At 33.4% G+C, this 26,690-nt stretch carries 33 protein-coding genes; 21 read left to right on the forward strand and 12 right to left on the reverse strand.

Going from position 1 to position 26,690, the window contains the following annotated elements; translation table 11 throughout:
* From ASE21_RS03950 to ASE21_RS03975, 6 genes are all read left to right on the forward strand, one after another.
* Complete coding sequence (locus tag ASE21_RS03950; RefSeq protein WP_242410218.1) at window positions 1–621, forward strand: thiamine phosphate synthase; 621 nt, start codon at window positions 1–3, stop codon at window positions 619–621.
* The gene (locus ASE21_RS03955) at window positions 579–1,334 is read left to right on the forward strand and encodes a hydroxymethylpyrimidine/phosphomethylpyrimidine kinase (protein WP_057121267.1); all 756 of its coding nucleotides are present in this window, start codon (window positions 579–581) and stop codon (window positions 1,332–1,334) included. The genes ASE21_RS03950 and ASE21_RS03955 overlap by 43 nt, the downstream gene beginning before the upstream one ends.
* Entirely contained in the window at window positions 1,324–1,962 is a 639-nt protein-coding gene (locus ASE21_RS03960) for a thiamine phosphate synthase (RefSeq protein WP_057121268.1), read from the forward strand. The genes ASE21_RS03955 and ASE21_RS03960 overlap by 11 nt, the downstream gene beginning before the upstream one ends.
* Window positions 1,943–2,719, forward strand: a complete 777-nt coding sequence (locus ASE21_RS03965; RefSeq protein ID WP_057121269.1) for a thiazole synthase — start codon at window positions 1,943–1,945, stop codon at window positions 2,717–2,719. Before ASE21_RS03960 ends, ASE21_RS03965 begins: the two co-directional genes overlap by 20 nt.
* Before the next feature lie 82 nt (window positions 2,720–2,801).
* On the forward strand, window positions 2,802–3,929 hold the full coding sequence (thiH, locus tag ASE21_RS03970) for a 2-iminoacetate synthase ThiH (RefSeq protein WP_057121270.1): 1,128 nt from the start codon (window positions 2,802–2,804) through the stop codon (window positions 3,927–3,929).
* Window positions 3,930–3,987: 58 nt separating this feature from the next.
* Window positions 3,988–4,698 carry a HesA/MoeB/ThiF family protein gene (locus ASE21_RS03975; protein WP_057121271.1) on the forward strand — a complete coding sequence of 237 codons (711 nt, stop codon included), beginning with the start codon at window positions 3,988–3,990 and terminating at the stop codon, window positions 4,696–4,698.
* Here the strand turns inward: ASE21_RS03975 and ASE21_RS03980 are convergent.
* The 4 genes from ASE21_RS03980 to ASE21_RS03995 form a co-directional block, all read right to left on the reverse strand.
* Window positions 4,695–5,489 (reverse strand): MOSC domain-containing protein, encoded by a 795-nt coding sequence (locus ASE21_RS03980; protein ID WP_057121272.1) that lies wholly within the window; start codon window positions 5,487–5,489, stop codon window positions 4,695–4,697. The two genes, ASE21_RS03975 and ASE21_RS03980, sit on opposite strands and share 4 nt — an antisense overlap.
* 2 nt (window positions 5,490–5,491) lie before the next feature.
* The gene (gene aat, locus ASE21_RS03985) at window positions 5,492–6,130 is read right to left on the reverse strand and encodes a leucyl/phenylalanyl-tRNA--protein transferase (RefSeq protein ID WP_057121273.1); all 639 of its coding nucleotides are present in this window, start codon (window positions 6,128–6,130) and stop codon (window positions 5,492–5,494) included.
* A gap of 189 nt (window positions 6,131–6,319) precedes the next feature.
* Window positions 6,320–6,691: a DUF3127 domain-containing protein gene (locus ASE21_RS03990; protein ID WP_057121274.1), complete on the reverse strand. Its 372-nt coding sequence runs from the start codon at window positions 6,689–6,691 to the stop codon at window positions 6,320–6,322.
* Between the two features lie 31 nt (window positions 6,692–6,722).
* Window positions 6,723–7,598 (reverse strand): flavin reductase family protein, encoded by an 876-nt coding sequence (locus tag ASE21_RS03995; RefSeq protein ID WP_057121275.1) that lies wholly within the window; start codon window positions 7,596–7,598, stop codon window positions 6,723–6,725.
* Window positions 7,599–7,758: 160 nt separating this feature from the next.
* Here ASE21_RS03995 and ASE21_RS04000 point away from each other — a divergent pair, with 160 nt between their 5' ends.
* Window positions 7,759–8,913 carry a sensor histidine kinase gene (locus ASE21_RS04000; protein ID WP_057121276.1) on the forward strand — a complete coding sequence of 385 codons (1,155 nt, stop codon included), beginning with the start codon at window positions 7,759–7,761 and terminating at the stop codon, window positions 8,911–8,913.
* 85 nt (window positions 8,914–8,998) lie between these two features.
* Here ASE21_RS04000 and ASE21_RS04005 read toward each other — a convergent pair whose 3' ends face one another.
* Both ASE21_RS04005 and greA read right to left on the reverse strand, forming a co-directional pair.
* Complete coding sequence (locus ASE21_RS04005) at window positions 8,999–9,388, reverse strand: HIT family protein (protein ID WP_057121277.1); 390 nt, start codon at window positions 9,386–9,388, stop codon at window positions 8,999–9,001.
* A 105-nt stretch (window positions 9,389–9,493) separates the two neighbouring features.
* A complete protein-coding gene (gene greA / locus ASE21_RS04010; RefSeq protein ID WP_057121278.1) occupies window positions 9,494–9,970 on the reverse strand; it encodes a transcription elongation factor GreA in 477 nt (158 codons plus the stop codon).
* A gap of 155 nt (window positions 9,971–10,125) precedes the next feature.
* Here greA and ASE21_RS04015 point away from each other — a divergent pair, with 155 nt between their 5' ends.
* Window positions 10,126–10,539, forward strand: a complete 414-nt coding sequence (locus tag ASE21_RS04015; protein WP_057121279.1) for a Rieske (2Fe-2S) protein — start codon at window positions 10,126–10,128, stop codon at window positions 10,537–10,539.
* Window positions 10,540–10,576: 37 nt separating this feature from the next.
* Here the strand turns inward: ASE21_RS04015 and ASE21_RS04020 are convergent, their stop codons facing one another.
* The 5 genes from ASE21_RS04020 to ASE21_RS04040 all read right to left on the reverse strand — a co-directional run bounded on the left by ASE21_RS04020 (window position 10,577) and on the right by ASE21_RS04040 (window position 16,858).
* A complete protein-coding gene (locus ASE21_RS04020) occupies window positions 10,577–12,739 on the reverse strand; it encodes a TonB-dependent receptor (RefSeq protein ID WP_057121280.1) in 2,163 nt (720 codons plus the stop codon).
* Window positions 12,740–12,999: 260 nt separating this feature from the next.
* The gene (gene arfB, locus ASE21_RS04025; protein ID WP_057121281.1) at window positions 13,000–13,404 is read right to left on the reverse strand and encodes an alternative ribosome rescue aminoacyl-tRNA hydrolase ArfB; all 405 of its coding nucleotides are present in this window, start codon (window positions 13,402–13,404) and stop codon (window positions 13,000–13,002) included.
* Complete coding sequence (locus ASE21_RS04030; RefSeq protein WP_057121282.1) at window positions 13,404–15,518, reverse strand: DUF4301 family protein; 2,115 nt, start codon at window positions 15,516–15,518, stop codon at window positions 13,404–13,406. Before ASE21_RS04030 ends, arfB begins: the two co-directional genes overlap by 1 nt.
* On the reverse strand, window positions 15,479–16,102 hold the full coding sequence (gene pnuC, locus ASE21_RS04035; RefSeq protein WP_057121283.1) for a nicotinamide riboside transporter PnuC: 624 nt from the start codon (window positions 16,100–16,102) through the stop codon (window positions 15,479–15,481). Before pnuC ends, ASE21_RS04030 begins: the two co-directional genes overlap by 40 nt.
* Before the next feature lie 27 nt (window positions 16,103–16,129).
* On the reverse strand, window positions 16,130–16,858 hold the full coding sequence (locus ASE21_RS04040) for a geranylgeranylglyceryl/heptaprenylglyceryl phosphate synthase (RefSeq protein ID WP_057121284.1): 729 nt from the start codon (window positions 16,856–16,858) through the stop codon (window positions 16,130–16,132).
* A gap of 94 nt (window positions 16,859–16,952) precedes the next feature.
* On the opposite strand from ASE21_RS04040, the gene ASE21_RS04045 reads away from it, so the two are divergent.
* The 3 genes from ASE21_RS04045 (at window position 16,953) to ASE21_RS04055 (ending at window position 18,313) form a co-directional block, all read left to right on the forward strand.
* The gene (locus ASE21_RS04045; protein ID WP_057121285.1) at window positions 16,953–17,549 is read left to right on the forward strand and encodes a Crp/Fnr family transcriptional regulator; all 597 of its coding nucleotides are present in this window, start codon (window positions 16,953–16,955) and stop codon (window positions 17,547–17,549) included.
* A gap of 81 nt (window positions 17,550–17,630) precedes the next feature.
* Window positions 17,631–17,918, forward strand: coding sequence for a hypothetical protein (locus tag ASE21_RS04050; protein ID WP_057121286.1), 288 nt, complete (start codon window positions 17,631–17,633; stop codon window positions 17,916–17,918).
* Window positions 17,915–18,313 (forward strand): group III truncated hemoglobin, encoded by a 399-nt coding sequence (locus ASE21_RS04055; protein ID WP_057121287.1) that lies wholly within the window; start codon window positions 17,915–17,917, stop codon window positions 18,311–18,313. The genes ASE21_RS04050 and ASE21_RS04055 overlap by 4 nt, the downstream gene beginning before the upstream one ends.
* Before the next feature lie 99 nt (window positions 18,314–18,412).
* Here ASE21_RS04055 and ASE21_RS04060 read toward each other — a convergent pair whose 3' ends face one another.
* Window positions 18,413–19,063: a 4'-phosphopantetheinyl transferase family protein gene (locus ASE21_RS04060; RefSeq protein WP_057121288.1), complete on the reverse strand. Its 651-nt coding sequence runs from the start codon at window positions 19,061–19,063 to the stop codon at window positions 18,413–18,415.
* A 242-nt stretch (window positions 19,064–19,305) separates the two neighbouring features.
* On the opposite strand from ASE21_RS04060, the gene ahcY reads away from it, so the two are divergent.
* The 10 genes from ahcY to ASE21_RS04110 all read left to right on the forward strand — a co-directional run bounded on the left by ahcY (window position 19,306) and on the right by ASE21_RS04110 (window position 26,687).
* Complete coding sequence (gene ahcY / locus ASE21_RS04065) at window positions 19,306–20,622, forward strand: adenosylhomocysteinase (protein ID WP_057121289.1); 1,317 nt, start codon at window positions 19,306–19,308, stop codon at window positions 20,620–20,622.
* 183 nt (window positions 20,623–20,805) lie between these two features.
* The gene (locus ASE21_RS21820) at window positions 20,806–21,378 is read left to right on the forward strand and encodes a hypothetical protein (protein ID WP_057121290.1); all 573 of its coding nucleotides are present in this window, start codon (window positions 20,806–20,808) and stop codon (window positions 21,376–21,378) included.
* A 148-nt stretch (window positions 21,379–21,526) separates the two neighbouring features.
* Complete coding sequence (locus ASE21_RS04075; RefSeq protein WP_128414654.1) at window positions 21,527–21,796, forward strand: hypothetical protein; 270 nt, start codon at window positions 21,527–21,529, stop codon at window positions 21,794–21,796.
* A gap of 32 nt (window positions 21,797–21,828) precedes the next feature.
* The gene (locus tag ASE21_RS04080; RefSeq protein WP_057121292.1) at window positions 21,829–22,113 is read left to right on the forward strand and encodes a hypothetical protein; all 285 of its coding nucleotides are present in this window, start codon (window positions 21,829–21,831) and stop codon (window positions 22,111–22,113) included.
* A 9-nt stretch (window positions 22,114–22,122) separates the two neighbouring features.
* The gene (locus ASE21_RS04085; protein ID WP_057121293.1) at window positions 22,123–23,202 is read left to right on the forward strand and encodes a WG repeat-containing protein; all 1,080 of its coding nucleotides are present in this window, start codon (window positions 22,123–22,125) and stop codon (window positions 23,200–23,202) included.
* Between the two features lie 122 nt (window positions 23,203–23,324).
* The gene (locus ASE21_RS04090) at window positions 23,325–24,173 is read left to right on the forward strand and encodes a bifunctional helix-turn-helix domain-containing protein/methylated-DNA--[protein]-cysteine S-methyltransferase (RefSeq protein ID WP_057121294.1); all 849 of its coding nucleotides are present in this window, start codon (window positions 23,325–23,327) and stop codon (window positions 24,171–24,173) included.
* A 75-nt stretch (window positions 24,174–24,248) separates the two neighbouring features.
* Window positions 24,249–25,004: an SDR family oxidoreductase gene (locus ASE21_RS04095; protein WP_057121295.1), complete on the forward strand. Its 756-nt coding sequence runs from the start codon at window positions 24,249–24,251 to the stop codon at window positions 25,002–25,004.
* Window positions 25,001–25,705, forward strand: coding sequence for a 2OG-Fe(II) oxygenase (locus tag ASE21_RS04100; RefSeq protein WP_057121296.1), 705 nt, complete (start codon window positions 25,001–25,003; stop codon window positions 25,703–25,705). The genes ASE21_RS04095 and ASE21_RS04100 overlap by 4 nt, the downstream gene beginning before the upstream one ends.
* A gap of 141 nt (window positions 25,706–25,846) precedes the next feature.
* A complete protein-coding gene (locus ASE21_RS04105) occupies window positions 25,847–26,092 on the forward strand; it encodes an Ada metal-binding domain-containing protein (RefSeq protein WP_057121297.1) in 246 nt (81 codons plus the stop codon).
* Complete coding sequence (locus ASE21_RS04110) at window positions 26,079–26,687, forward strand: alpha-ketoglutarate-dependent dioxygenase AlkB family protein (protein WP_057121298.1); 609 nt, start codon at window positions 26,079–26,081, stop codon at window positions 26,685–26,687. Before ASE21_RS04105 ends, ASE21_RS04110 begins: the two co-directional genes overlap by 14 nt.
* The last annotated feature ends 3 nt before the right edge of the window (window positions 26,688–26,690 follow it).

Below are 26,690 nucleotides of genomic sequence, written 5' to 3' on the forward strand. Positions count from 1 at the left end.
ATGAAAGATATGATTGTGATTACAAATCCTTTTGCTATTAAAAATGAAACAGCTATTCTTCATGCTTTACTGGAAGAAGGATTGGCTTTACTCCATATTCGGAAACCTGATTTTTCTAAACTGGAAATGGCAAAATACATTCATCAGATAAAATTAGAATTTAGGGCCAATCTGGTTTTACACCATTATCATGAATTAGCAGAAGACCTGGGAATTACTAAAATCCATTTTTCTGAAAAAGAAAGAAAAAATACGCAAGACTTTTCTTCAGGGTTTTCAAAATCTTATACTTATAAATCAACATCAACACATTCAATTGAAGATTTTAATTCTTTAGAAAATGATTTTAATTATGCTTTTCTAAGTCCTGTTTTTAAAAGTATTTCAAAAGAAAATTATCAGCCGGAAACAAATCTTTTTGAAGCATTAAAATTAAGAACAAATTACCAGACAAAAGTTATTGCTTTAGGTGGAATTGACGCTGAAAACATTAAAAAAACTCTTGAAAATGGTTTTGATAATGCGGCCCTTTTAGGAACTATATGGAATAATGAAAACCCGCTAAAACAATTTAAATTATGTCAGCAGATCGTCCTTTCGCACTTACAATCGCAGGTTTAGATCCTTCCGGAGGAGCAGGAATTTTAGCTGACATCAAAACATTTGAACAGCACAAAATAACTGGTTTTGCGATTTCAACCGCAAATACCATTCAGACCGAAAATACATTTTGTGAAATCCAATGGACAGAGTTGAGCTTTATTCTCCGGTCTGTTGAAACTTTATTTTTAAGTTATAAAATTAATGCCGTTAAAATTGGAATTGTTTCCTCTTTAGATGATTTATACCAAATTGTTTCGACTATAAAACGGCTTTCTCCATTCACACAAATTGTTTGGGATCCGGTTTTAAAGTCCAGTACAAAATTTGAATTTATGGATATTAAAGATCGTGTCGGTTTAAATAAAATCCTGTCAAAAATTGATTTGATTACACCAAATTATAATGAAATTGAAATACTGTTTCCCGGATTTATTTCAAAAGATATTAGGTTAGAAAATGAGATTCCTGTCGATATTTTATTAAAAGGCGGACATAACCAACCGGCAATTGGAACTGACCGTTTATTTCTACAAAATGAAGTTTTGGATTTATTTCCAACAGATAAAAAATGTTTTGAAAAACATGGTTCCGGCTGCGTGCTTTCTGCCGCAATAGCTTCTAATTTGTCACTAAACCAATCTATAAAAGAAGCTTGTACAAACGCTAAAATTTATATTGAAAAATACCTGACTTCAACATCAACTTTAATTGGATATCATTATGTATCATAAACTGCAATACATTTCACAGGGAAATACAATCGAAGAGCAATTGTATAATATTCATCAGGCTTTGGATTTCGGCTGCGACTGGATACAAATGCGATTTAAAAACCAAACCGAAAAAAACAGCTTTGCTTTAGCAGAAGCAGTAAAACTTTTATGCGAAGAATATCTGGCCACTTTTATTGTAAACGATAATCTTTATCTGGCACAGGAAATTGCCGCAGACGGTATCCATCTTGGTTTATCTGATATGAAAATCGATGAAGCGCGAAGCATTTTAGGAAAATCAAAAATCATTGGAGGAACGGCCAATACTTTTGAAGACATTCAAAATCATGTCAGAAATGGATGTGATTATATTGGTTTGGGGCCATTTAGATATACTGTTACAAAAGAAAAATTGAGTCCGATTTTGGGTTTATCCGGCTATTTTGAGATTCTTCAAAAAATGAAAAAAAATAAAATTGAGATTCCTGTTTATGCAATCGGCGGCATAACATTAAGAGATATAAATCCGTTGATGGAGACTGGAATTCATGGAGTTGCTGTTTCGGGAATCATTACAGAAAGTACCGAAAAGAAAATTTTAATTCAACAATTAAACGAAAAATTATATGCCAACGTCATTGCTTAATATTGGAGATAAAAGCTTCAAATCACGTTTATTTTTAGGAACCGGAAAGTTTGGATCAAATGAGGAAATGGAAAATGCCATTTTAGCCTCTGAAAGTGAATTGGTAACGGTCGCGCTAAAGCGGATTGATTTAGAAACTGAAACCGATGCCGTTTTATCGCATTTACAACACCCCAATATTAATTTACTGCCCAATACGTCTGGGGCCAGAAATGCAAAAGAAGCCGTTTTTGCAGCACAATTAGCCCGCGAAGCGCTGGAAACCAATTGGGTAAAACTCGAAATTCATCCTGATCCTAAATATTTAATGCCCGATCCTGTTGAAACTTTAAAAGCCACGGAAGAATTGGCTAAACTCGGTTTTTTTGTTTTGCCCTATGTTCATGCTGATCCTGTTTTATGCAAACATTTAGAAAATGCCGGAACAACTGCCGTAATGCCTTTAGGATCACCAATTGGAAGTAATAAGGGCTTAAAAACTATCGATTTTTTGGAAATTATAATTGAACAAAGTAATGTTCCTGTTATTGTAGATGCCGGGATTGGTGCTCCGTCTGACGCTGCAAAAGCAATGGAAATTGGTGCCGACGCCGTTTTGGTAAATACTGCGATTGCCGTTGCCGGAAATCCAAAATTAATGGCCGAAGCTTTTAAAGAAGCGGTTACAGCAGGAAGAAGAGCTTTTGAAGCAAGAGTTGGTTTTCAGCAAAATTACGCTTCAGCTTCTAGTCCTTTGACTGCTTTTTTATATGAATAATAATTTAACCGGAAAGAAAGCAAAGGGCACAAAGCTTTACAACCTTGCGTTATAACACGCTTGCGGTTAAACATCAAAAACTATGAAAACATTCAAATCTATTTTCGAACAATATAATTGGAATGAAATTCAATCCAGAATTTATAAAACTACATCAAAAGATGTCGAACGTACTTTGGCCAAAACCAAACTCAATCTCGATGATTTTCTGGTTTTGCTCGCTCCAATTGCACAGGATTATTTAGAAGAAATGGCACAGAAATGCCACGAAATTACCAAAATCCGTTTTGGAAAAACGATACAAATGTATGCGCCTTTGTATTTAAGTAATGAATGTCAAAACATTTGTACTTATTGCGGTTTTAGTCTAGATAATAAAATTAAACGGAAAACACTTTCTGATTCTGAAATAAAACTCGAAGTCGAAGCATTAAAAAATATAGGTTTTGACCACGTTTTACTGGTTACTGGTGAAGCCAATTATACCGTAAATATTAACTATTTCCTGAATGCAATTTCTTTAATCAGAGATCAATTTTCAATCATTTCTGTTGAGGTACAGCCGCTTTCTACAGAAGATTATGAGCGTTTGCACAACGCCGGTGTGTATTCTGTTTTGGTTTACCAGGAAACGTATCATCAGGAAGTTTATAAAAAGTATCATACAAAAGGCAAAAAATCAAATTTTGATTATCGACTTGAAACTCCGGATAGAATTGGAACTGCCGGAATTCACAAAATTGGTTTGGGAGTTTTATTAGGATTAGAAGACTGGCGAACTGATAGTTTTTTTAACGCTCTCCATTTAGATTATTTGCAAAAGAAATACTGGCAGACGAAATATTCGGTTTCTTTTCCCCGCCTCCGCCCTGCCGAAGGAATTATCGAACCCAATTTTATTATGGACGACAAAGACTTAACACAATTAATCTGCGCGTATCGTTTATGGAATCAAGACTTAGAAATCTCAATTTCAACACGCGAAAATGAAAAATTCAGAAACAACATTATTCCAATAGGCGTTACCAGTATGAGTGCCGGTTCTAAAACAAATCCGGGTGGTTATGCAGTTGATCCCCAATCTTTGGAACAATTCGAAATTTGTGATGAACGCTCGGCAGATGAGATTTCAAAAATCATAAAAAATGCAGGTTATGAACCGGTTTGGAAAGACTGGGACAGAAGTTATATTTCAGATTTCAGAATTTAGATTTTCAAATCGCATTCATCAATCTAAAATCTAAAATCACAAATCCAAAATCAAATAAATGAGTGTTATCAAGGAATTTTTACGTTACAATCGCCAAACCATTCTTCCTGAAATTGGCGATGAAGGTCAGGAAAAACTAAAAAAAGCAAAAGTTTTAGTAATTGGCGCTGGCGGTTTGGGCTGTCCTGTTTTACAATATATAGCAACTGCAGGAGTTGGTTTTATCGGAATTATGGATTTTGATATCATTGAAATTCACAATCTTCACAGGCAGATTTTATATACTGAAAATCAAATTGGCCGGCAAAAAGCTATAGCTGCCAAAGAAGTTGTTTTAAAATTAAATCCGCTTATCGATGTTCAGGCTATTACTGAGAAACTGACTTTAGAAAATGCGTCAAAAGTCATTAATCAATATGATATAATTGTGGATGGTTCTGATAATTTTACAACACGTTATCTTGTAAATGATACTTGTGTTCAGCTAAAAAAACCTTTAGTTTATGGAAGCATTCTGAGATTTGAAGGCCAGATTGCAGTTTTCAATCAAAATGGAAGTAAAAATTTACGTGATTTATTTCCGGAAATCCCAGATCCAAAAGATGTTCCAAATTGTAATTTGAACGGTGTTTTGGGAACTTTACCCGGAATTATTGGAAATATGATGGCGCATGAAACACTGAAATTAATTTTAGAACTTCCTACATTAAAAAATGAATTAATCATTTTTAATACTTTAAACTGGAACTTTACGAAGCTTAATTTTTAAAAAACAAGAGGATCCCCAACTTTAATATTTCCTGAATTCAAACTCACAATATTAGTTCCAAACAAAACAGAATTATTGACGACCCTGTATGTACTTAAAGTTTTTAAAGGTTCTTTTTTTAAACGTCCGTTTTGAGGATCATTATTCACCATAATACATCTTCCGCATGGTTTTACGTTTTTAAACTGAACTTCGCCAATTGTAAAAGTTTCGAAATCATCTTCTTCGTGAGCCGTTTCGCTGCTGATTACAATATTAGGACGAAATCTTAAAACAGTAATTTTGTCGTTTAATTTCTCATTTAAGAAATTCATACTTTCGGTTCCTATTAACAAATACGGATAACCATCTGCCAGGCTTACATTGAAAGTTTCTTTTAGTTTTGAACTTTCATGTTTTCGATCGCCGCTTTTTATAATTTTGACCAGTTTACATTTAAAACCCAAATGCTGGCTGAACCATTTTGAAGTTTCAGTACTTACCTCAACAACTTCGCTTTTATCATCCCAAACATTCACTTCTATTGAATTTTTTAAATGCTCATTAACAGCAAATTGATGTTTTTGTTCCTGAAATGTAATGCTGATCTTTCCCTCTGAAATCTCCGGATAAAACTGACTCATAATTCGATGTTCCCTTTGGGTAATCATTTGATTATTTTCATCAATTAACATCCATCTGCGATCGTTTTCAAAACCCATTTCCTGTGCCAACGCAGACTTACAGCTTATACCAGCCAGGCTTTTTATTGGATAAATGTAGATTTCTTTTACAACATGAACTGCACTCATTTTTATTTACTTTTTAAAATGGACATAAATTCTTCACGATCAATTTCGCGACAGCCTAAACTTTCTAAATGCGGATTATACACCTGGCAATCCAATAGTTTGTAATTTTCTTTCTTTAAATGGTTTACCAAATATATAAAACCTGTTTTTGAAGCGTTTGATACTTTAGAAAACATACTTTCACCACAAAAAACATGACCCAGATCTATTCCGTATAAGCCGCCCACTAAAACCTCATCCTGCCATACCTCAACAGATTTTGCAATTCCCTGTTTATGAAGTTCATAATATGCTTCGATCATTTCATCTGAAATCCAGGTTCCGTCCTGACCTTCACGTAATATTTTCTGGCAATTCAAAATTACATCTTTAAAAGAGGTATTGAAAGTAACAGTGAACATATTGCGATTCAAAATATTACGCATGCTTTTTGAAATGATTAATTCATCCGGAAATAAAACCATACGAGGATCCGGCGCCCACCAAAGAATCGATTCTCCCTCATTAAACCACGGGAAAATTCCGCTGCTATAGGCAAGTTTTAATCGTTCAGGGCTCAGGTCTCCGCCAACCGCCAGAATTCCTTCATCATCAGCTTCTGAAACTGGCGGAAAATATAGATTATCAAATATAAAATACATTTCTTAAAATTATCAATTTTTAAATTACTTCGTCAGTTCGCTATCGCTCGTGTCCAAATTCCAAAACTCAAAGCGAACCTTTTCAAAGTTTAAAACTTTGACAGTGGTAACGTATACAAAAAATTCCAAATCCCAAATTCAGTTGAATGAATTGGAATTTGGAATTTATTTTTTTGGAATTTAAACTTCTTAGAACGGTAAATCGTCTGGTTCGTCTTCGTTTAAATTTGTTGCCGGAGCAAAAGCTTCTGCTGCAGGAACTGAAGGCGTTTGTGCAGGTCCTTCCGGTGCTAATCTTTCGATTCTCCAGCCTTGAATACTATTGAAATATCTTGTTTCTCCTTGCGGATTAACCCACTCTCTTCCTCTTAAATTGATAGAAACTTTTACTGCCTCTCCTTGTTTATAGCTGCTTAATAAATCGCATTTATCTTGTGTAAATTCGATTAAAATGTGCTGTGGATACTGCTCATCTGTAGTAACTACTAATTCTCTTTTTTTGAATGAAGCACTAACTTGCTGCTCAGGATTAACCACTTTTACTTTTCCTATAACTTCCATCTTCGTTTATAATTAATTATTATTTCTATTCTTATTTTTTAGCTAAAAGCACTTTCCAAGCAGACTCGATATCATCTTTATTTAGATATTTTTTGGCTTCCAAGTGGACTTTTTCCTGATCATCTGAGCTTAAAACTCCTTTTACAGAAAAATTTTCTTTCACAAATATACTAACTTCTTCTGTTGTAGGCAAGGCTTCAATATTTCCCAGTTTTCCAAGATCATTCCCATTAAACACAGAGCTTTCCTTTATAAAATTTGGAATTGCATCTACACCAAAGCCTAAAGTTGTTAATGGTTTTGGCACTTCAAAAAGTCCCTGATTCGATCGTGAATACCAATTTCCTCCCAGTCTTGAAACCAAATCTATTTTATGCTGGTCAATTGCTCCGTTCTCATCCAGAATGGATTCGTGAATGTGAATTTTTACGACTTCACATAAAATCAAATTGCCGGCTCCTCCTTCTGTTCCTAACGGAATAATCTGCGTTATCTTGCACTCAAATTGTACAGGCGATTCTTTTACACGATATGGTTTTACAAAATCTGACGGAATTTGCGTTAAACCAGCTTTTATAAATTCGTTTACACCTTCTCCATATTCTGTACTCGCTAATGAAGTCTGCTGTACCAAATTATAATTTACAACGTTTATTACAACCTCTTTTGTGGCTTCAGCATTAATTAAAGTATGTTTTACAGTATTATCACGAACACGTCGAGAAGGCGAAAAAACCAAAATTGGCGGATTAGCACTAAATACATTAAAGAAACTGAAAGGTGACAAATTTGGTATTCCTTTCTCACTTATTGTACTTGCAAAAGCAATAGGTCTTGGCCCTACGGAACTCTGCAGATAAGCGTGTAACTGAGCCGTTGGTATTTCTTTAGGATTGATGCTAATCATAATTTTATTCTTTAACCGAACCTCATTTTCGGTTATACAAAAGTATAGAAATCGTTCAATTCAATGAAATAGTTTTAAAGATAAAAGCAAAAATCTTTTAAAGATTTACAAAATATAAAATGTGTTTATTTCGTTATATTTATACCTCAAAAATTAGTTTATGCGTTTTTCTGAAAGTAGAAATACAACTCGTTGGGCAATAATCGTTATCTCCTTTTCAATCATAACTTTGATTCTTTGGAATACTTATACTTTTTTCCAGATCTTTAAAAATGAAGAGCGTTTGAAAATGAACCTTTTTGCGAATGCTCAAATTACCATCGTTAATGCAGATGAAAACACCGATGTAGATCTTCCTCTTGAAATTTTCAGTAACAACACTTCAATTCCTGCCATAGTAATGCTTTATGATAACGTTGTGAGTTCTAAAAACGTTCCAGATGAGATTCTGAATGACAAGAAAAAATTAAAAAATTTCCTTAAAAATTTAAAAAGTGAAAATGAACCTATAACTTTTGAATATGCTCCGGGAAAATATCAACAGTTGTATTACGGAAACTCGGCTTTGCTGAATAAACTTAAATATTATCCTGTTGCTTTATTACTGATTATTTTTTTATGTGGTGCTTTGATCTATAATTTTTACAAAAGCACCAAAATGGCAACACAAAATAAATTGTGGGCGGGAATGGCAAAAGAAACCGCACATCAAATTGGTACGCCTTTGTCATCATTAATCGGCTGGGTTGAAATTTTGAAAACAGAAGAAATCGATCAGTCTATAACTTCTGAAATCGAAAAAGATATTGAACGTCTGCAGACTATTACAGATCGTTTTTCTAAAATTGGGTCGGTTCCGGTACTGGAACCACGTAATATTATTGCAGAAACGTTACATACGTTTGAATATTTACAATCTCGTTTTTCTAAACAGGTTTCATTCTCTTATCAGGTTCCGGAACAACAGATTTTTGCTTTAATTAATCCTACACTTCACAGCTGGACGATAGAAAATTTGATAAAAAACGCTATTGATGCGATGAAAGGAAAAGGAAATCTGGACCTTCATATTGAACAGGATTCTCATTATGTAAAAATAAATGTAAAAGATTCCGGAAGCGGGATTTCTAAAAAACAATTCAAAACCATTTTTGAACCCGGATTTACGACCAAAAAACGCGGCTGGGGACTTGGACTTTCTTTAACTAAAAGAATTGTTGAAGAATATCATAACGGAAAAATTAAGGTTTTACATTCTGAAATTGGAAAAGGAACAACTTTTCAGATTATTTATAAAATAATTAATTCTATTTAAAATAAAAAACACCAATTTCAACAATCTGAATTGGTGTTTTTTTTATATTGGCAAGACTTCGATTTCGCTCAGCCTGACAGTTATTTTAAAGATTTCCTTGAATGTCTTTTGCTAAAGCTTCAAATTCTTCTTTTGAAAGAGAAACTTTATTTTGAAAACGCATTTCATCCATGTGGTTTAACGGAATCAAATGTACGTGTGCGTGAGGCACTTCTAATCCAACCACCGCAATTCCGATTCTTTTGCAGGGAACCGTTTTTTCAAGTGCGGCTGCGATTTTTTTAGAAAACTTCATTAAACCCAGATAAAGTTCTTCATCCATATCAAAAATCTTATCGATTTCTTGTTTAGGAATACAAAGCGTATGTCCTTTAGCATTTGGATTTACATCTAAAAACGCTAAATAATTCTCATCTTCAGCAATTTTATAAGCCGGAATTTCTCCGTTTACTATTTTAGTGAATATTGATGCCATTTTTTTTTGTTTAATTTGTTTAACCGTTTAATCGTTAATTTGTTTAACCGTTTAATTATTGAATCGATTAAACAAATTAACGATTAACCGATTAAACTTTTTTAACTATTCTCTGCTGATTTCCAGAATTTCAAATTTCAATATTCCGTTAGGAACCGTTATTTCGGCCACTTCCCCAACAGATTTCCCTAGTAAACCTTTTCCAATAGGAGATGTTACAGAGATTTTTCCTGTTTTTAAATCGGCTTCACTTTCTGCAACAAGTGTATATTTCATTTCCATTCCGTTGCTTTGGTTTTTAATCTTTACGTTAGAAAGTACCAAAACTTTTGAAACATCTAATTGAGATTCATCGATTAATCTTGCGTTTGCATACACTTCTTCCAGTTTTGCAATTCTCATTTCTAATAAACCCTGCGCTTCTTTTGCCGCATCATATTCTGCATTTTCAGACAAATCTCCTTTATCTCTTGCATCTGCTATATCTTGAGATGCCTTTGGGCGCATTACACTTTTTAAATGCTCCAATTCATCTTTTAATTTTTTTAACCCCTCAGCGGTATAATAAGATACTTTACTCATAACTTCATCGTTTATATAAATAGAAAAAATCCCATCGGGACGGGATTTTGTATTACAAATATACTATTATTTTTAATAGTACATAATTATATGTTAATCATATAAAAATCAAATCTAAATAAATTATTTTTGTTTAACTAATTCTTATTAAAATAATGAAAAAATTCTGGCTCTTAATTCTCTTTGTTTCTGTGCTTTTCTCCTGCAGCGACAGCGAACGCAGTAATAATAATCCTTACATTCCAAATTACAACGTTAATTTGTCTGTAGACATGAACCTGCCTTCTTATTCCAATCTGAAATTTGTAAGTAATGGAGTTATTGTTCCAAATTACGGAGCAAAAGGAATTATAATATTTAATGCCGGAAATACTTATAATGCTTATGACGCTGCTTGTCCTAATCAGGATATAAGTTCTTGCAATGCAATGACAATCGATGGTATAAATGCAGTATGCTCTTGCGATAAAACTTCTTATAGTTTATTTACCGGACTTGGCGGAAAAGAATATCCTCTAAAACAATATAAAGTACAGGTAAACGGAACCGTAATTCACGTTTACAATTAAATAAAAAAGCCTGAAATTACTTTCAGGCTTTTTTATTTTAGAATTTCAGTGTTAATCCGGCTAAGAAATTAATTCCTGCCTGTGGATAATAATAAGGATATATATCCCACATGGCTCCGTTTGAAACATATTTTTTGTCTAAAATATTATTTACCAAACCGGTAATCATTATTGATTTAAAAACAGATTTTGGTTTTATTTCAAAAGAAACATTTAAATCGTTTACAAAATAGTCGGCCAGTTTGGCTTCCAGCAATTCTATATTGTTCATGTATTGTTCGCCAACATATTTCTGCAATAATGAAATGTGTAAATTCTCAATTGGGCTGTAAACAATTATATTTCCTGCAATAACTTCCGGAGAATACGCAATTTTGGTAGTGCCGTAGTTTTGCCCTTCAACGGCAAGATCAACATTTTTATTACTGCTTAAAGTGAAATTTGGTCGAAGAATGAATTTTTCTGAAAGTGAAATCGCGGCATCAAATTCAAATCCTAAACGATAACTTTTATCTGTATTGGATCGAATTGGCGCTCCAACATCATCTAACCTTCCGGTTAAAATCAACTGATCTTTATATCCCATATAGTAGAAATTAGAATTTAATTGAAATTTCTCCGAATTAAATCTCCATCCCAATTCAAAGTCATTTAATTTCTCCGGTTTTACATTTCCTCCTTCATAATCCGTTCTGTTTGGTTCACGATTCGCACGTGCGTATGAAAAATAAAGATTGTTTTTTTGATTGATTTCGAAATTCAAACCTGCTTTTGGATTAAAGAAATTGAAATTATCATCAACAACTCCAGTTTCATAACTATCTGCTTTGTACTTCACATTTCTGTATTGCAAATCTCCGTAGAAACTTAATTTATCTGTCAGCTGATAATTTGCTTTTGCGAAAACATTTCCATCTGTTTTAGTAGAAAAATCATCGTAATAGTGATCTCCCAATTCTGATTGAGACGCATATCTGGCCCAGATTACTTTTCCAAAATGATCTCCTTCATATTTATTCCAGCCTCCGCCAAAAATAACATCCAGTTTTTCATCTTTGTATTTTACCGAAAAAGTTGTTCCGTAGAAATCATTGTCTAACCATTTTTGACGCACTAAATCGGTTGTTTCAATTGCTCCAACCGGATTAAGGTTATAATCAGCCATTGACGCATCTTCTTTGTAATTTTCGTAATAACCTTTTCCTTTAGTATAATGCAAAGCTAAATTTGTACTCCATTTATCTGATAAAGATTCGCTCCAGTGTAACTGATAATGATCTTGCTGATAATTATCTGTTTCATTATCATAAAAACGAATATTTCCGGCTTCGTCTGTGTACATTCCGGCAGAATTGAAAGTTCTGTCTGAGTTTAAAGTTGCTTCGTCAATTCCGTTCCAGGATTGGTATGTTTTTTCTGTTCCGCCAAAAACTAAAGCTTTGATTAAAGTTGTTTTTCCAACATAAGTTCCCTGCAGAAAATAAGATTTCAGATCAGAACTTGCACGGTCAACATAACCATCAGATTTTAATACAGATAAACGTCCCGCAACTTCAAAATGATCATTTAGTAAACCTGTACTAAACTTTACGGTATGTTTATGTGAATTAAAACTTCCGAAAGAATTCGAAATTTCTCCATTTGCTTTAGATGCATAATTATCTGTCAGCATGTTTAAACTCGCTCCAAACGCGCCCGAACCATTTGTAGAAGTTCCCACTCCGCGCTGTAACTGAAGACTTTCTACAGAAGAAGCAAAATCAGGCATGTTTACCCAAAAAGTTCCCTGGCTTTCAGCATCATTGTACGGAATTCCGTTTATGGTAACATTAACTCTTGTAGCATCGCTTCCGCGGACTCTGATTCCGGTATAGCCTATTCCGCCTCCGGCATCAGAAGTTGTGACTACTGACGGCAGATAATTCATTAAAACCGGAATATCCTGACCCAGATTTCTGTATTTAATTTCTTTTTTGTCCATATTACTAAAAGTAACCGGAGTTTTTGAAGTAACACGAACTGCAGAAACCAAAACATCATCAAGCTGATTAACTTTGGTTGAATCCTGCTCTTGCGCGAAAGAGAATAGAGTAAAGAAAATAGAGAATAAAATAAAGAAAACAGGTTTTATCCTTGTTGCTTTAAACAACTTAGAACCTTTGTAAATTGGCTTCTTAGCACCTAAAAAATTTGTTTTCATTCGTAAAAAATTACGAATAAAAGGGGGAATTATTCTTTTGTTAAATTAATAAATGTGTTTCACGACAAAATAAAGTGTGCACGCTCGAAATTGTCGTTTTCCCTTAGCAACATTACTCGCTCAGGTTCTTTGGGTATGATCTCAGCTCGTTATTTAGAGCACCCCTTTGAGACAATGCAAATGTAATGTTAAAAATTCCAAAAATCAAATTCCAAATTCCAAAACAATATTATACATGTCATTTTTTGGAATTTAAAATTTTAATCTACATTAGGTTTTCTTCTAGATTGTTTTAAATCAGAGATATTCTTTTTATCCTTAATCCTTTTTTTGATTACCGCTTTCGGAACTTTTGTTGCTTTTCGAACTTTAGGAACATATAGACCTTTTTTAATTATCTCTAAAAATCGTTTTATAACAATATCTTTATTTTTAAGCTGGCTTCTGTCTTCGTCACAATTTAAAACAAGTATATTTTCAGATGTTAAACGAGCTGCAATATTGGTTTGCAAAAGCAGTTTTTCCTCTTCAGATAATGCTTGTGATGTATTTAAGTTAAAAGTCAAAACAACTTTTGAAGAAACCTTGTTGACGTTTTGTCCACCGGCGCCACTGCTTCTAACAGCTTTAAAACTTAATTCTGATATGATTTTATCAATGTCCATTATTGTGGCTGATGTGCAGGTTTTAGTAAATCATTTACGGTTTTCACCGGATTAAAAGTAATTAACGGAACGGCTACAAAAACGGTTAACCAATTGGCCATTGAACCATTCCACAATCCCGGAAGCTCATAACTTTTTACTGGTTTTCCTTCCACACTTTTTTCTACAATAAATCCGGATCTTTGATCTACAAATTTCTTAAGATCAAATTTTTCTCCTTTATAATTTTTAATTCCGCAGACTAAATCAACCGGATTAAAATGTGTTGCTTCTTCTAAAATTTCAAGCTGTTTTTTATTTGCTAAATCAACCTGTGATGTTTCAACAATCTGAAGAGAAGTTTCTCCTTTATCATTCATTACCCAAAATGGTCCTCCGCCCGGTTCGCCTTCGTTTTTTACCATTCCGCAAACCCGAATTGGTCTGTCCAGTAAATCTTTGATTTTTGCAATTTTATTTTCAAAAGTAAACTTATTGAAATCTTTAGTCACTTTGATATTAAGTTTTTGCGTTAAAAACGCAGCAATTTCCTGAAGATTATTTTCATTTATCTGATTGTGTTCGATAGCACTCAAATAACCAAAAACTTTTTGCTGTACTTCAATTAAAATACCTCCCAGAGCCTTTTTATAAAGGGTAATTTGATCAATATGATTTTGAATTACATTGTCTATATTTTTAATAAAAATAATATCTGAATCAAGGTTATTTAGATTTTCGATTAAAGCGCCGTGTCCGCCTGGTCTGAAAATCAGATTTCCTGCTGCATTTCTGACAACTTTGTTTTTTGCATCAACATTAATAGAATCTGTGCTTTTACTTTGATAAGAATATCCAATGTTAATTTTTGTCCCGGAAGGTTTTTCTACTTTCTCCCTTACCTCATCCACTGCTTTTTCAAATAAATCCTGATGAATTTCTGAAACTGTGAAATGCAGATTTGAAACATTCTTTGATGTTGCATAATGCACGCATTCATTTAAATGTTCCTCAATTGGATTCGCAATATGTGTTTTATACAAATGAAATGGCAAAACTGCTTTAGGTTTGTTTGCAGAGTTGAAATATTCCTGAGATAATAATAATTTTATAAAATAGTAATTTTTATAATCTCGTTCCAGAGTGTCAAAATCAGGATAAATTTCTTTTAACTTTTCGTAAACCGTTTCAAAAAAAGGAAATTTATCCATCCCGATAATGAAGATGGCTAGTTCTTTATCGTTTTTTCTGTTTATATAAGCGTTTATCGTTTCTTTTTGAATATCAAAATCATTCAGAAAAGCACTTAAAAACTTGAACATTCTGGTTGCAGCACCAGAAGCAGGAACAAATTTTTTAATTTTTAATTTCTCTTTCTGAAGATCAAAAAAAGAAGCTTTCTCTTTAAAATCATTTTCAGATAAACTTAAAATTCCATCATTAATAGTGGCCGGACTTATTAAGTTGCTTTTTGCAATTCCTTTTTTAAATATTTTTAGTTGTTTTAAAATATTTTCAAACGGTATTCCATGATTATAGATTTCTACAAAATCCTGAGACGATAACCCTTTTTCCTTAAAGGCTGCCAATGCATCTACAATCATTGTTGCTTTTGCTAAACGGCTTTCCTTATCGCCTGATAAAGTTATAAATGGTTTATTGGTATTGATTAAAGTTTGTTTAAAAACTGAAAATACAGTTTCTCTTCCTTCCGGCGTATCTCTTATATCATCTTTCTCCCATGGAACATCAATATCTGTAAGGAAAAACAAATCATAGTTATGTTCTAATGCGGCTTCATTTAAAAGCGGATCGCAAAATCCATAATAAACCTCAGAGAAAACCTTCGTCACCATTAAGTTGGTATCGCAAAACAGAAACTTATGGGCTTCGGCAAGTTTTTCGTTCTCTAATGCTGTTTGGCCATATGCAATAGGCATCATATCATCGACCGTACAAACATGCTGGTTTTGTTCCCATTTTTTTTGCAGGTAATCGCGTGCAAATTCCGGAACCCATTCGGTTTTGTAATAATCTGCAAGTTGTTTTGCTAAAGTTGTTTTCCCTGTACTTTCAGGTCCAAATAAAGCAATTTTTATGATGGTTGTTTTTTGCTGTCTAAGATTCTTCTCCATTCTAAATAAGCTGAAATAGCCAAAATTGTAAAAATTAAATACTGAAGTGACAGCATCCCTAAACCACGATATGCGTAGAGAGGCACAACAATAATATCACCAATAATCCAAAGTGTCCAGTTTTCTATTTTTTTTCTGGCCATGTACCACATTCCTGCGAAAAATATTCCGGATGAAACCATATCGACATAATTGTCCGGATGAATTTCGTAACCGAAATATTTATAAATGCCGAAAACTACAAAAACGGTTACAATAAACAGTAAGATTCCGATTATTTTTTCATTAAAAGATGTACGGGTAATGGGCAGATTATCTTCGACGGTTCCGCCTTTTGCCCAAATATACCAGCCATAAATACTCATAATAGAAAAATATCCATTAATGATCATATCGCCTATATAACCTGCAATGTATAAAAGATATACAGAAATTACCGTGGCAATTAATCCCGTAGGATACACCCAGATATTTTCTTTTTTGGCAAACCAGACGCTTAAAATTCCGAAAACAAACACCAGAAACTCCAAAGCAATATGCCATAATGGAGCATTTTTATAACTATTAAGAAAAAAATCAATCATTTTTGTGGTATTGCTGGCTGTTATATTTTATGAATCAAAAAAATGACTGTCGTTTTCAAAAGCAGTCCCTATAACTACTAAATCGGCACCAGCCTTGTAGGCTTTTTTAATTCCGTGTAAATCTACAATTCCTCCTCCAACAATTACAGGAATTTCTATATTTTGAGCAATTAAAGCTATCATTTCCAAAGGAACTGGCTTTTTTGCACCGCTTCCGGCTTCTAAATAAATTAATTTATTCCCGAGCATTTCTCCGGCTTGTGCTGTTGCAAGAGCCAGATCAAAATTTTTGCGGTTAAGCGGTTCCGTTTTACTAACGCGTGCCACTGCGGTTTCATTGCCGCTTTCTATCAAAATGTATCCTGTTGAAATAACTTCAAGATTTGTTTTTTTGAGAATTGGTGCAGCCTGAACCTGATATTCTATTAGATAATCCGGATTTCGGCCTGATAATAAGGACAGAAACAAAATAGCATCTGCCTGTGGAGAAATCTGCGACGGGTCGCCCGGAAATAATATAACCGGCAGATTTGTTTTTTGTTGTAACTGCGCAATTAAATCTTCCAGAATTGTACTTTGAACAATACTTCCGCCTACAAAAATATGTGTAGCCGGAGACTGGTTTATTTTTAATAATAAATGATCTAAATTTTCCCAAACAATTTTATCAGGATCCAGAAGTATGGCCAATAACTTTTGACCATTTTTCTTAGCATCTAAAATTTGTTGGTGAATGGTAAGTATTTTTTGCTCCATAACGGCTGTAAAAGTAAAAAGTTTTTAACGTTGAAGAACTATTTTGAATGAATTATATTTGTAAAGTATCTGTTAATAACCAAACAAACCAAATATGATTACCCCGGAATTATTAGAAAAATACGGTGCCGCAAAAAAGTCTTTCGAAAAGGGTGAAATCATTTTTGAAGAAGGAAATCTGCCTACACATTATTATCAGATAATTTCCGGCGAAATCAAAATGAGTAACTACAATGACGACGGCCGCGAATTTATTCAGGGAATATTTTACAAAGAGCAGTCTTTTGGAGAACCGCCATTGTTTTTAAACCAAAAATATCCTGCCAATTCTGTTGCGGTTACAGACAGTGAGATTTTTCTTCTTTCAAGATCAAACTTCATGAAACTTCTCGAAGAAAACGCAGCAATTAGTATTAAAATAATTGAAAATCTTGCACAGCGTTTGTATTATAAATCGGTCATGGCGGCAGAAATTTCTACACATGAACCCGAACATCGAGTTTTAAAATTGATCGATCACGGAATTACTTATTTTAATTTTGAAAAAGATCAAAACGGATATTTAATCAATTTTACCAGACAGCAGATTGGCGATTTGACAGGTTTACGTGTAGAAACGGTTATCAGAGCTATTAAAGCTTTGGAAAAAAAAGGTGAATTGAAGATAATTAATCGAAAAGTATACAGATAAAAAAGTTCTCGTTTTATGATTTTAATCATAAAATGGAGCTGTAAAGCGGATGTACCTTTGTGATATAAAAATCTGAATATCATGACACTATATCAAACAACATTCGACATTTTCAATAGAAATTATATGGGTTCTGCAGCAATGGCTGTAATTGGACAAAGCTGTTTAGGAGGCGCTGCAGCAATGTACGTTTTGGCAAACGGAACTTCATTGCTTCAAATGGTACAGCTGGCAGTGATTGTTTTGGCCTGTATCTTTGTAAACACTTCCATTTTGGCACAAATGAAACACAAAGTAGTTTTCAACCTTTTGATTCTAAGTTCAATTTTAAGTGTAGTATTTATTCTTGTAAACACATTATTATTGTGAAAAAACAAATAGAAAACAGAACTGATCTCTCTTTTCTGGTCCATCAATTCTATGATAAAATAAGAGCCGATAAGGAAATCGGCTTTTATTTTAATACGATGATTCATGATTGGGACGCACATCTTGAAAAGTTGACTGATTTTTGGGAAACTAATTTGTTTGCCGTTAAAAAATACAAGGGAAATCCGCATGCAGTTCATAACGAAGTTGATGAACATTTTGGAAGCAAGATTACTGCAAATGAATTCGGAATTTGGTTAAATTATTGGTTTCAAACTCTCGAAGAGCATTTTGAAGGAGAAAATGTGGAAACACTAAAAAGACGTGCCAGAAAAATGAGTACCTTTTTATTTATGAGCATGTTTGAACATCGAAAAAAAGAAAGTGAAGTTTAAATCATTTCGAAAAACGAGAAATCACACTTTTATGTTGATAGATTAAGGAATTTCTTGTGCGATTTCTCGTTCCTCGAAATGACAAAACAGTGTCTTAATCTATTTCTCAAAAGCATAAACTAATGTAAACTGCCCCTCAAAATTATCTGATTTAATTTCCTGATAATGAACCTCAAAATCTTTTATCAAATCATCAAAATGAAGACTTGCGTGCGTTTGATTTTCTCTTAAAGAAAAGTCATCTACATTAATATGATCTTTAAAACTAATACCTTTTTCATTTCTGATTTTAAAGATCGCTTCTTTCGCACCCCAGATAACGGTAAGTTTTTTTATATATTCTTCTGTAAGTAACGGATCTAAATAATCACATTCATAATCCGTAAACTTATCTGCAATTTTTTGAATCTTATCACGCTGTAGTTCCATATCGATTCCTACTGTTTCATGACTTATAATTATAGCCGCAAAATGATACGAATGGGTTATTGAAATATAATTATGACAATCAAAATACGGTTTCCCAAATTCGTCATAATGCAGATCTTTATCTGTAAACCCCATTTCCTGAATCAGCATTCGTACACTCAAAAAAGCACGCTGATGCATTTGAGACTTCATTCCATCCAATCTCTTTTGTGTTTTTTCTTTCAACACAACTTTGCTCAATAACTCCTCAAAAGATTCAGTTATTTCCCAAATTAAAATTTTAGTTGTTTCATTAAATTGTATGGTCTGAAATAAAGGCATTTCTTTTAATTATAAATTATGAGTTGCGAATTATGAATTTTCTGCCGGATTTTATGCAATATCCTTTTTGGATACCTTTATTAAATAAATTTATATTACTTATATAGTAAACCAATAAAATATTTATCTAAGATACAAAAGATTAAGCTATTAAAGATTTCACAAATCGTACAGAAATTAGTTAATTATAAACTTATTGCATAAATTTGCAAAAAAATTACAATTCTACAAATATAATATAAATGAGTACTACAACTACGCCATATGTGGCTTTCAAAGTAAAAGATATTTCTCTGGCTGCCTGGGGAAGAAAAGAAATTGAATTGGCTGAGGCTGAAATGCCAGGTTTAATGGCGCTTCGTGCTGAATACAAAGATGAACAGCCTCTTAAAGGTGCTCGTATTGCCGGATGTCTTCACATGACAATCCAGACTGCAGTTTTAATCGAAACTTTAATTGCTCTTGGTGCAGAAGTTACCTGGTCTTCTTGTAACATTTTCTCAACTCAGGATCAGGCTGCTGCTGCAATTGCTGCTGCCGGAATCCAGGTTTATGCATGGAAAGGTCTTGACGAAGAGTCATTTGACTGGTGTATTGAGCAGACTTTATTTTTTGGTGAAGACAGAAAACCATTGAACATGATCCTTGATGATGGTGGAGATTTAACTAACATGGTTATTGACCGTTTTCCAGAATTAGTTCCTGGAATCAAAGGTCTTTCTGAAGAAACTACAACTGGTGTTCACAGACTTTACGAAAGAGTAAAAGCGGGAACTCTTCCAATGCCTGCAATCAACATTAACGATTCTGTTACTAAATCTAAATTTGATAACAAATACGGATGTAAAGAATCTGCTGTAGATGCGATTCGTCGTGCAACTGACTTAATGTTGGCTGGAAAAAGAGTAATTGTTTGCGGATACGGTGACGTAGGAAAAGGAACTGCAGCTTCTTTCAGAGGTGCAGGTTCTATCGTAACAGTTACTGAAATCGATCCAATTTGTGCTTTACAAGCTGCAATGGACGGTTACGAAGTTAAAAAATTAGATACTGTTATTGCAAATGCTGATATCATCATTACAACTACAGGAAATAAAGATATCGTTGTTGGAAGCCACTTCGAAAAAATGAAAGACAAAACTGTTGTTTGTAACATCGGACACTTTGATAACGAGATCGACATGGCTTGGTTAAACAAAAACCACGGTGCTTCTAAAATCGAAATCAAACCTCAGGTTGACAAATATACTATCGCTGGAAAAGATATCATTATCTTAGCAGAAGGTCGTTTAGTAAACCTTGGTTGTGCTACAGGTCACCCAAGTTTCGTAATGAGTAACTCATTTACAAACCAGACTTTAGCTCAAATCGAATTATGGAACAACAGCGCTGCTTACAAAAACGAAGTTTATATGTTACCAAAACATTTAGATGAAAAAGTTGCTGCTTTACACTTAGCTAAGTTAGGTGTTGAACTGGAAACTTTACGTGAAGATCAGGCTGCTTACATTGGTGTTGAAGTTCAAGGTCCATTTAAACCGGAATACTACAGATACTAAGAAATTTTAGATTGAAGATTTCTGATTTTAGATTTCTTTAAATTATATCTGAACCCGACAGGTTTTTAAAACCTGTCGGGTTTTGTTTTTTATTAAGAACTAAAATTTAATCCTAATTACCAATCGTTTTTAAAATATAAATATACTTTTGGCACACCAAAACAAATCTTTAAAAACCGATTAATGAAAACACGTTTTATTCTATTACCATTATTACTAGTTCCAATTTTTGTTTCTGCACAATTTAGCAATATGCAATCGCAGGCAAGAAGCATGCATACACAGATGAATATACAAAATCAGAAATGGGCAAATGAGCGAGCAATTGCAAATCAACAATCGTGGATGAAAAATATGATGTTTCAACAAGTTTCTCATATCGAAGCTGCTGAACATAACCTTGCTAAAGAAGAAAAAAACATACAAAAATTAGAGAAAAAAGCCGAGAAACTGGAAGCTGATCTAAAAATGAAACAAGACCAACTGGCAAATCTTAAAAGCAATTCAAATAATGACACCAACATTTCAAAGGAAATCGAAAAATCTGAAGAAAAAGTAAACAAGTCTAAAGAAAAATTACGTAAAAGCAAAGCCAAAATCGAATATCATTCAAAAAAGATTGAAGGCTTAAAGAAATATGTAGAAAAACTCAAAACCGAAAAAGAAGAACTACAGAAAAAACAAGAAGAAGAGAAAAAATTAAAAGAAGAAGAGAAAGCTAAGAAAGAAAAGGAAAAGCAAGAAAAAGAAAAATAATTCTTCTTCAAAAAAATAAAAAAAACCTTATAAATCATATCTTTGATTTATAAGGTTTTTTCTTTTACTAAGTATAAATATGGTATCTCAAAACATAACAAAAACTGCCTTCGCTTTAAACAATGTATTAATTGAAAATATTACTACAATGAATTTCGAGAATTTAAGTAATGATTTCGGAATCAGTTTGGCTATTTTTGAAGAAATCAAAGAAGAATTATTCGAATATTTTAGTACTGAAGATTTTCCAAAGCTAAAAATTGTTGAAACTCATTTCAGCATTTTTAAATACGATTCATCCGAAGATTTTGGCATTGAAGCAAAACTTTTCACTGCAGATAATAAAGAAACCGAATTAACTTTACATACCGAATTCTGCAATAATAGCTTACGATTCAAGTTAATTGAAGTAATGTAGAATTATCTTTAAAATTAAAAAACCAATAATAAATGATCGAGACAATTATATGTGATTTACATGGCTCAAAAGAAATGTCTTTTACTTGTATTCATATCGCAACAGCAATAGACTCAAAAGCTCAGGTTGGATTTTTCTATTCAGAGACAGAAGAAGATCTTCCGCAGATTGCATGGTGTAATTCTTGTGAACAATATCTTCTGGATAATGGCGAAGAATGGACTGATGCATTTCAAACTCTGGCCGACTTTAAAATGCTTTGCTCCGATTGTTTCGAAGAAGCAAGAAATAATGAATTAGAGGCTCATCTCAGATAAAACATTCTCATGAAAAAGATTATTATTCTTTTTACATTCGTCATTCTAAATTGCTCTGTATTTGCACAAAGCAGCGATATCTGGACTTCTTTTCCAAATACAGACACTACACTTATTGGTTTTAAAGACAAAAACGGAACCATTAAAATAGAACCTAAATTTACAGGTTTTACAATTGCTCGTAAATTTGAAAATATAATCGCTGTTTCTGAAGAAGAAAATGGGAAATGGAAAAGTTATTATTTAACTAAAAACGGAAAAATAATAGGAAGAGACAGCTTATACAGTTTTGACAATAGTCCAGATTGCGAAAACGAAGGTTTTATAAGGTTCCATGATCCTAAGACCGATAAGATGGGAGTTTTTAATTCAGAAGGAAAAATTATAATTCCAGCCCATTACAGTGCTTTGACAAAAGTTTGCAACGGTCTGATTATCGCATTAAAGGACGCAAAAAAAGAAATCGATGGCGAACATTTTTTCTGGAGTGGCGGAAAAGAATTTCTGATAGACATTAATAATAAAGTTGTAGTAGAAAATTTTCCATTAACTACTGAATTAAATTTTTATTCTTTAGAAAAATCCAAAGAACCAAGTAAAGATCAAACAAGAGATAATTTTCTTGGTGTTGACGGACAATATTATTCATTCATTAATTATGACAAAGAATTTAAACATTGGCTAAAAAATACTTTACTTAAAGATATATCTAAGGCTAATTTAGAAAAACATTTTTTTGATAAAATTACCTATCGGAAAGAACCAAATGGCTGGATAAACGAATCTAAAACTAAATTCATAGAACAGAATTACACGCTTTTAAAACTAAAATTACAGCAGTTAAATTCCTCTAAAACAGATTATTTTGTTTCATCTGATGGTCTTAATCAGTTTATTTATGAATCCAGCGAATATAATATATACTTCAACAATTGCAACGAATCGAAAGACTGGCAATATCCGGTTAAAAATGTGGTCATTAATCCAAAAAACAAAACTGATTTTGGGCAAGATCATTTTGAGTTTCTCAGAACTGAAAATGGTTATAAACTGATTAGTGTTTCGCTTAAAAAAGAAGAACTTAAATAATTTGGTTTCAGGTTTTGTTTCAACTTGAAACCTAAAACCTGAAACCAAAAAAACTTCCGCAAGTTTCGGATTTTATAACCGTAAAACCTGACCGATATTTGTATTATAAAAATGGAATGAAAATGAACACACAGGAAACCATCAATTATAATCGTATCGCCGAGGCTATAGATTATATCAAAGCTAATTTTAAAGAGCAGCCTAATCTTGATGAGGTTGCAGAAAAAGTACATTTGAGTCCGTTTCACTTTCAGCGGCTTTTTAGTGAATGGGCGGGCACGAGTCCGAAAAAATTTTTGCAATATACCAGTCTTGAACACGCTAAGAAATTACTCAAAGAAAATCAGGCAAGTATTTCTGAAACGGCTTTTGAAACCGGACTTTCCGGAACCAGCCGTCTCCACGATTTATTTGTAAATATCGAAGGCATGACGCCGGCAGAATATAAAAACGGCGGAAAAAATCTTTTTATCAATTACAGTTTTGCTGAAAGTCCGTTTGGGAATATTGTTGTCGCTTCGACTCAAAAAGGCGTTTGTTTTATGGCTTTCGCCGAAGATGAAACAACCGGATTTATGGCGCTGAAAGATAAATTCCCAAATGCACAATTTTCTAAAAAACTGGATTTACCACAACAAAATGCTTTGTTTATTTTCCAAAATGACTGGAGTAAATTATCGGAAATAAAACTTCATTTAAAAGGAACCGATTTTCAGCTGAAAGTTTGGGAAACGTTGTTAAAAATCCCAATGGGACAGCTTTCTACTTACGGTTCGATTGCGCATCAAATTCAGAAACCAAATGCTTCCCGTGCAGTTGGAACTGCGATTGGAAGTAATCCTGTTGCTTTTTTAATTCCGTGCCATCGCGTCATTCAGTCTTCCGGGATATTTGGCGGTTATATGTGGGGAAACACCCGAAAAACGGCTATTATTGGCTGGGAAGGAGCACAGATAAATTCCGAAATTTAAGTCAAGAGCGCAAGTTTCGGATTTTTTCACTTCTCCATTTTCAAAATCTTTGCATTATAATGAAACAATATAAAAATGCAAAAATTTAAAAACAAAATCGTATTTATTACAGGAGGCACAAACGGAATGGGTTTTGCAACGGCACAGGAATTTATCAATAACGGAGCAAGAGCAATCATAACCGGGCGCAGTGAAAAAACAGTCAATAAGGCCTTAGAAGATTTAGGAGAAAAGGCAATTGGAATTGTCTCAAATGCCGGACAATTATCTGATGTTTTAGATTTACAAAATCAAATAAAAAAACATACTGATAAAATTGATGTTCTATTTGTAAATGCAGGATATGGCAAGTTCAACTCCATTGAAAATGTAACTTTTGAAGAATTTGATGAGGTATTTAATATGCTTGTTAAAGGAACTTTTTTTACTGTCCAGCAGATTTTACCATTACTGTCAGAGGGAAGTTCGATTATATTGAATACCACTTTTCTAACTGAAGTTGGTCATGCCAATATGTCGATTTATACGGCTGCAAAAGCTGCTGTACAATCTTTTATCAAAACGTTTGCTGCCGAATGCACTTCTAAAAACATTCGTGTAAACGGTATTAGTCCGGGATATATAAAAACAAATATTTTTAATAATACCGGTATGAGCTCAGAACAAATAGAAAGCACAATTGATGCTGTAACACCAACACTTCCTTTTAAACGTTTTGGGGAACCTTCAGAAATTGCTAAAACAGTACTTTTTCTGGCTTCCGATGATGCTTCTTACATCCATGGCATCGAAATTACTGTTGATGGCGGATTATCAAAAACGAAATCATGAAAGCAGCTTTAGAATCTCAAAACTGGGAAAATATCACCGAATCAATGCACGAAAACGGCTTTGCAATTCTTTCTAATGTTCTTAGCGACGAAGACTGCGAAGCTTTAAAGGCAGATTATCAAAACCCAAATTTATACCGAAAAACAGTTGTTATGGAGCGTTATCGGTTTGGACTTGGCGAATACAAATATTTCAATTATCCGCTTCCTGATTTGATTCAGAATATACGTTCTTCAATTTATCCGAAATTGGCTCCAATTGCAAATGCATGGATGAAAGCATTGAACATCAATACCGTTTATCCGGAAAAACATGAAGAATTATTAAAACAATGCCATGAAAATGATCAGCTAAAAGCGACCGTTTTAATTCTGAAATATGGAAAAAGCGGTTTTAATACTTTGCATCAGGATTTGTATGGAGATATTTATTTCCCTATTCAGATTGTACTTTTTCTTTCAGATCCCGATAAAGATTTTACCGGAGGAGAATTTGTGCTGACCCAGCAAACACCTCGTGCACAGTCTAAAGCAATTGTTCTGAAACCAAAAAAAGGAGATATTTTAGCTTTTACAACAAATTTCAGACCTGTAAAAGGAACTAAAGGATATTATCGCGTTAATATGAAACATGGCGTCAGCGAAATTCATTCTGGCGAACGTTATACGCTCGGAATTATTTTTCATGATGCTTTAAGTTAATCTTTTGCCGTGAATTTCGCTAATTATATTAATTCCGTTGGCTTTAAATCTCTGGTTTAAAAAATTTGTGAAATTCGTGGCAAAAAATCACAAACACAGACGCACTGTGGGACGTCTCCACAGTTTAAATGGGGCAATATTATGATTTATCACAACAAAATTTCAGATTCTGAATTACGAATTCAAATTAAAAAAGGCGAAATTTGCTTTGGTGGAAACCGAAAACTAAAAATCTACGGAACACTAAAATGTTCTTCCGGAAAAAGAATGAAACGCGAAAACCGGGTTTTCTTTTTATCTGAAAATGAAGCAAAAAAAAGCGGTTTCAGGCCTTGCGGACATTGCATGAAACCCGAATATTTAAAATGGAAAAATGGACTTATTTAATCCTGAAACAGACGAAAACACCAATTTGCTTCCGAAAGACGGAACGGTTAATTATTACGGAAAATTATTCCCGAGAGAAAAAGCCGATTTCTATCGTGATACTTTATTGAATACAATTGAATGGAAAAATGACGAAGCCATTATCTTCGGAAAATTAATTTTAACGAAACGAAAAGTGGCCTGGTACGGCGATCAGGAATTTGAATATACTTATTCGAATACGACTAAAAAAGCACTTCCATGGACTGCTGAACTTTTAGAATTAAAGAAAACAATTGAAGAGAAAACCGGAGAAACTTTTAATTCCTGTTTACTTAATTTATATCATTCCGGAGAAGAAGGAATGGCATGGCACAGCGATGCCGAAAAAGATTTGAAAAAAAATGGCGCCATTGGTTCTGTGAGTTTTGGTGCAGAACGAAAATTTGCCTTTAAACATAAACAAACCAAAGAAACAGTTTCTTTGATTCTCGAACATGGAAGTTTATTGGTAATGAAAGACGAAACCCAAACCTATTGGCTGCATCGTTTACCGCCAACAAAAACAACTCAAAAACCCAGAGTTAATTTAACTTTCAGGACAATTGTAAGATAAGGT

It is taken from the genome of Flavobacterium sp. Root901 (genome assembly GCF_001429765.1).
Classification (GTDB): domain Bacteria; phylum Bacteroidota; class Bacteroidia; order Flavobacteriales; family Flavobacteriaceae; genus Flavobacterium.

Bases quoted from the DNA above. Each gene is read 5' to 3' on its own strand.
- ASE21_RS04095 (WP_057121295.1), top strand. From the start codon at position 24,249: ATGCAAAAATTTAAAAACAAAATCGTATTTATTACAGGAGGCACAAAC.
- ASE21_RS04005 (WP_057121277.1), bottom strand. From the start codon at position 9,388: ATGGCATCAATATTCACTAAAATAGTAAACGGAGAAATTCCGGCTTAT.
- ASE21_RS04020 (WP_057121280.1), bottom strand. From the start codon at position 12,739: ATGAAAACAAATTTTTTAGGTGCTAAGAAGCCAATTTACAAAGGTTCT.
- ASE21_RS03975 (WP_057121271.1), top strand. From the start codon at position 3,988: ATGAGTGTTATCAAGGAATTTTTACGTTACAATCGCCAAACCATTCTT.
- ASE21_RS03990 (WP_057121274.1), bottom strand. From the start codon at position 6,691: ATGGAAGTTATAGGAAAAGTAAAAGTGGTTAATCCTGAGCAGCAAGTT.
- ASE21_RS21820 (WP_057121290.1), top strand. From the start codon at position 20,806: ATGAAAACACGTTTTATTCTATTACCATTATTACTAGTTCCAATTTTT.
- ASE21_RS04060 (WP_057121288.1), bottom strand. From the start codon at position 19,063: ATGCCTTTATTTCAGACCATACAATTTAATGAAACAACTAAAATTTTA.
- ASE21_RS04090 (WP_057121294.1), top strand. From the start codon at position 23,325: ATGAACACACAGGAAACCATCAATTATAATCGTATCGCCGAGGCTATA.
- ASE21_RS04050 (WP_057121286.1), top strand. From the start codon at position 17,631: ATGACACTATATCAAACAACATTCGACATTTTCAATAGAAATTATATG.
- ASE21_RS04085 (WP_057121293.1), top strand. From the start codon at position 22,123: ATGAAAAAGATTATTATTCTTTTTACATTCGTCATTCTAAATTGCTCT.
- ASE21_RS04040 (WP_057121284.1), bottom strand. From the start codon at position 16,858: ATGGAGCAAAAAATACTTACCATTCACCAACAAATTTTAGATGCTAAG.
- ASE21_RS03960 (WP_057121268.1), top strand. From the start codon at position 1,324: ATGTATCATAAACTGCAATACATTTCACAGGGAAATACAATCGAAGAG.
- greA (WP_057121278.1), bottom strand. From the start codon at position 9,970: ATGAGTAAAGTATCTTATTATACCGCTGAGGGGTTAAAAAAATTAAAA.
- ASE21_RS04110 (WP_057121298.1), top strand. From the start codon at position 26,079: ATGGACTTATTTAATCCTGAAACAGACGAAAACACCAATTTGCTTCCG.
- ASE21_RS03965 (WP_057121269.1), top strand. From the start codon at position 1,943: ATGCCAACGTCATTGCTTAATATTGGAGATAAAAGCTTCAAATCACGT.
- thiH (WP_057121270.1), top strand. From the start codon at position 2,802: ATGAAAACATTCAAATCTATTTTCGAACAATATAATTGGAATGAAATT.
- ASE21_RS04015 (WP_057121279.1), top strand. From the start codon at position 10,126: ATGAAAAAATTCTGGCTCTTAATTCTCTTTGTTTCTGTGCTTTTCTCC.
- ASE21_RS03955 (WP_057121267.1), top strand. From the start codon at position 579: ATGTCAGCAGATCGTCCTTTCGCACTTACAATCGCAGGTTTAGATCCT.
- ASE21_RS04000 (WP_057121276.1), top strand. From the start codon at position 7,759: ATGCGTTTTTCTGAAAGTAGAAATACAACTCGTTGGGCAATAATCGTT.
- ASE21_RS04100 (WP_057121296.1), top strand. From the start codon at position 25,001: ATGAAAGCAGCTTTAGAATCTCAAAACTGGGAAAATATCACCGAATCA.
- ASE21_RS04045 (WP_057121285.1), top strand. From the start codon at position 16,953: ATGATTACCCCGGAATTATTAGAAAAATACGGTGCCGCAAAAAAGTCT.
- ASE21_RS03995 (WP_057121275.1), bottom strand. From the start codon at position 7,598: ATGATTAGCATCAATCCTAAAGAAATACCAACGGCTCAGTTACACGCT.
- arfB (WP_057121281.1), bottom strand. From the start codon at position 13,404: ATGGACATTGATAAAATCATATCAGAATTAAGTTTTAAAGCTGTTAGA.
- ASE21_RS04105 (WP_057121297.1), top strand. From the start codon at position 25,847: ATGATTTATCACAACAAAATTTCAGATTCTGAATTACGAATTCAAATT.
- pnuC (WP_057121283.1), bottom strand. From the start codon at position 16,102: ATGATTGATTTTTTTCTTAATAGTTATAAAAATGCTCCATTATGGCAT.
- ASE21_RS04075 (WP_128414654.1), top strand. From the start codon at position 21,527: ATGAATTTCGAGAATTTAAGTAATGATTTCGGAATCAGTTTGGCTATT.
- aat (WP_057121273.1), bottom strand. From the start codon at position 6,130: ATGTATTTTATATTTGATAATCTATATTTTCCGCCAGTTTCAGAAGCT.
- ASE21_RS04080 (WP_057121292.1), top strand. From the start codon at position 21,829: ATGATCGAGACAATTATATGTGATTTACATGGCTCAAAAGAAATGTCT.
- ASE21_RS03980 (WP_057121272.1), bottom strand. From the start codon at position 5,489: ATGAGTGCAGTTCATGTTGTAAAAGAAATCTACATTTATCCAATAAAA.
- ahcY (WP_057121289.1), top strand. From the start codon at position 19,306: ATGAGTACTACAACTACGCCATATGTGGCTTTCAAAGTAAAAGATATT.
- ASE21_RS04030 (WP_057121282.1), bottom strand. From the start codon at position 15,518: ATGGAGAAGAATCTTAGACAGCAAAAAACAACCATCATAAAAATTGCT.
- ASE21_RS03950 (WP_242410218.1), top strand. From the start codon at position 1: ATGAAAGATATGATTGTGATTACAAATCCTTTTGCTATTAAAAATGAA.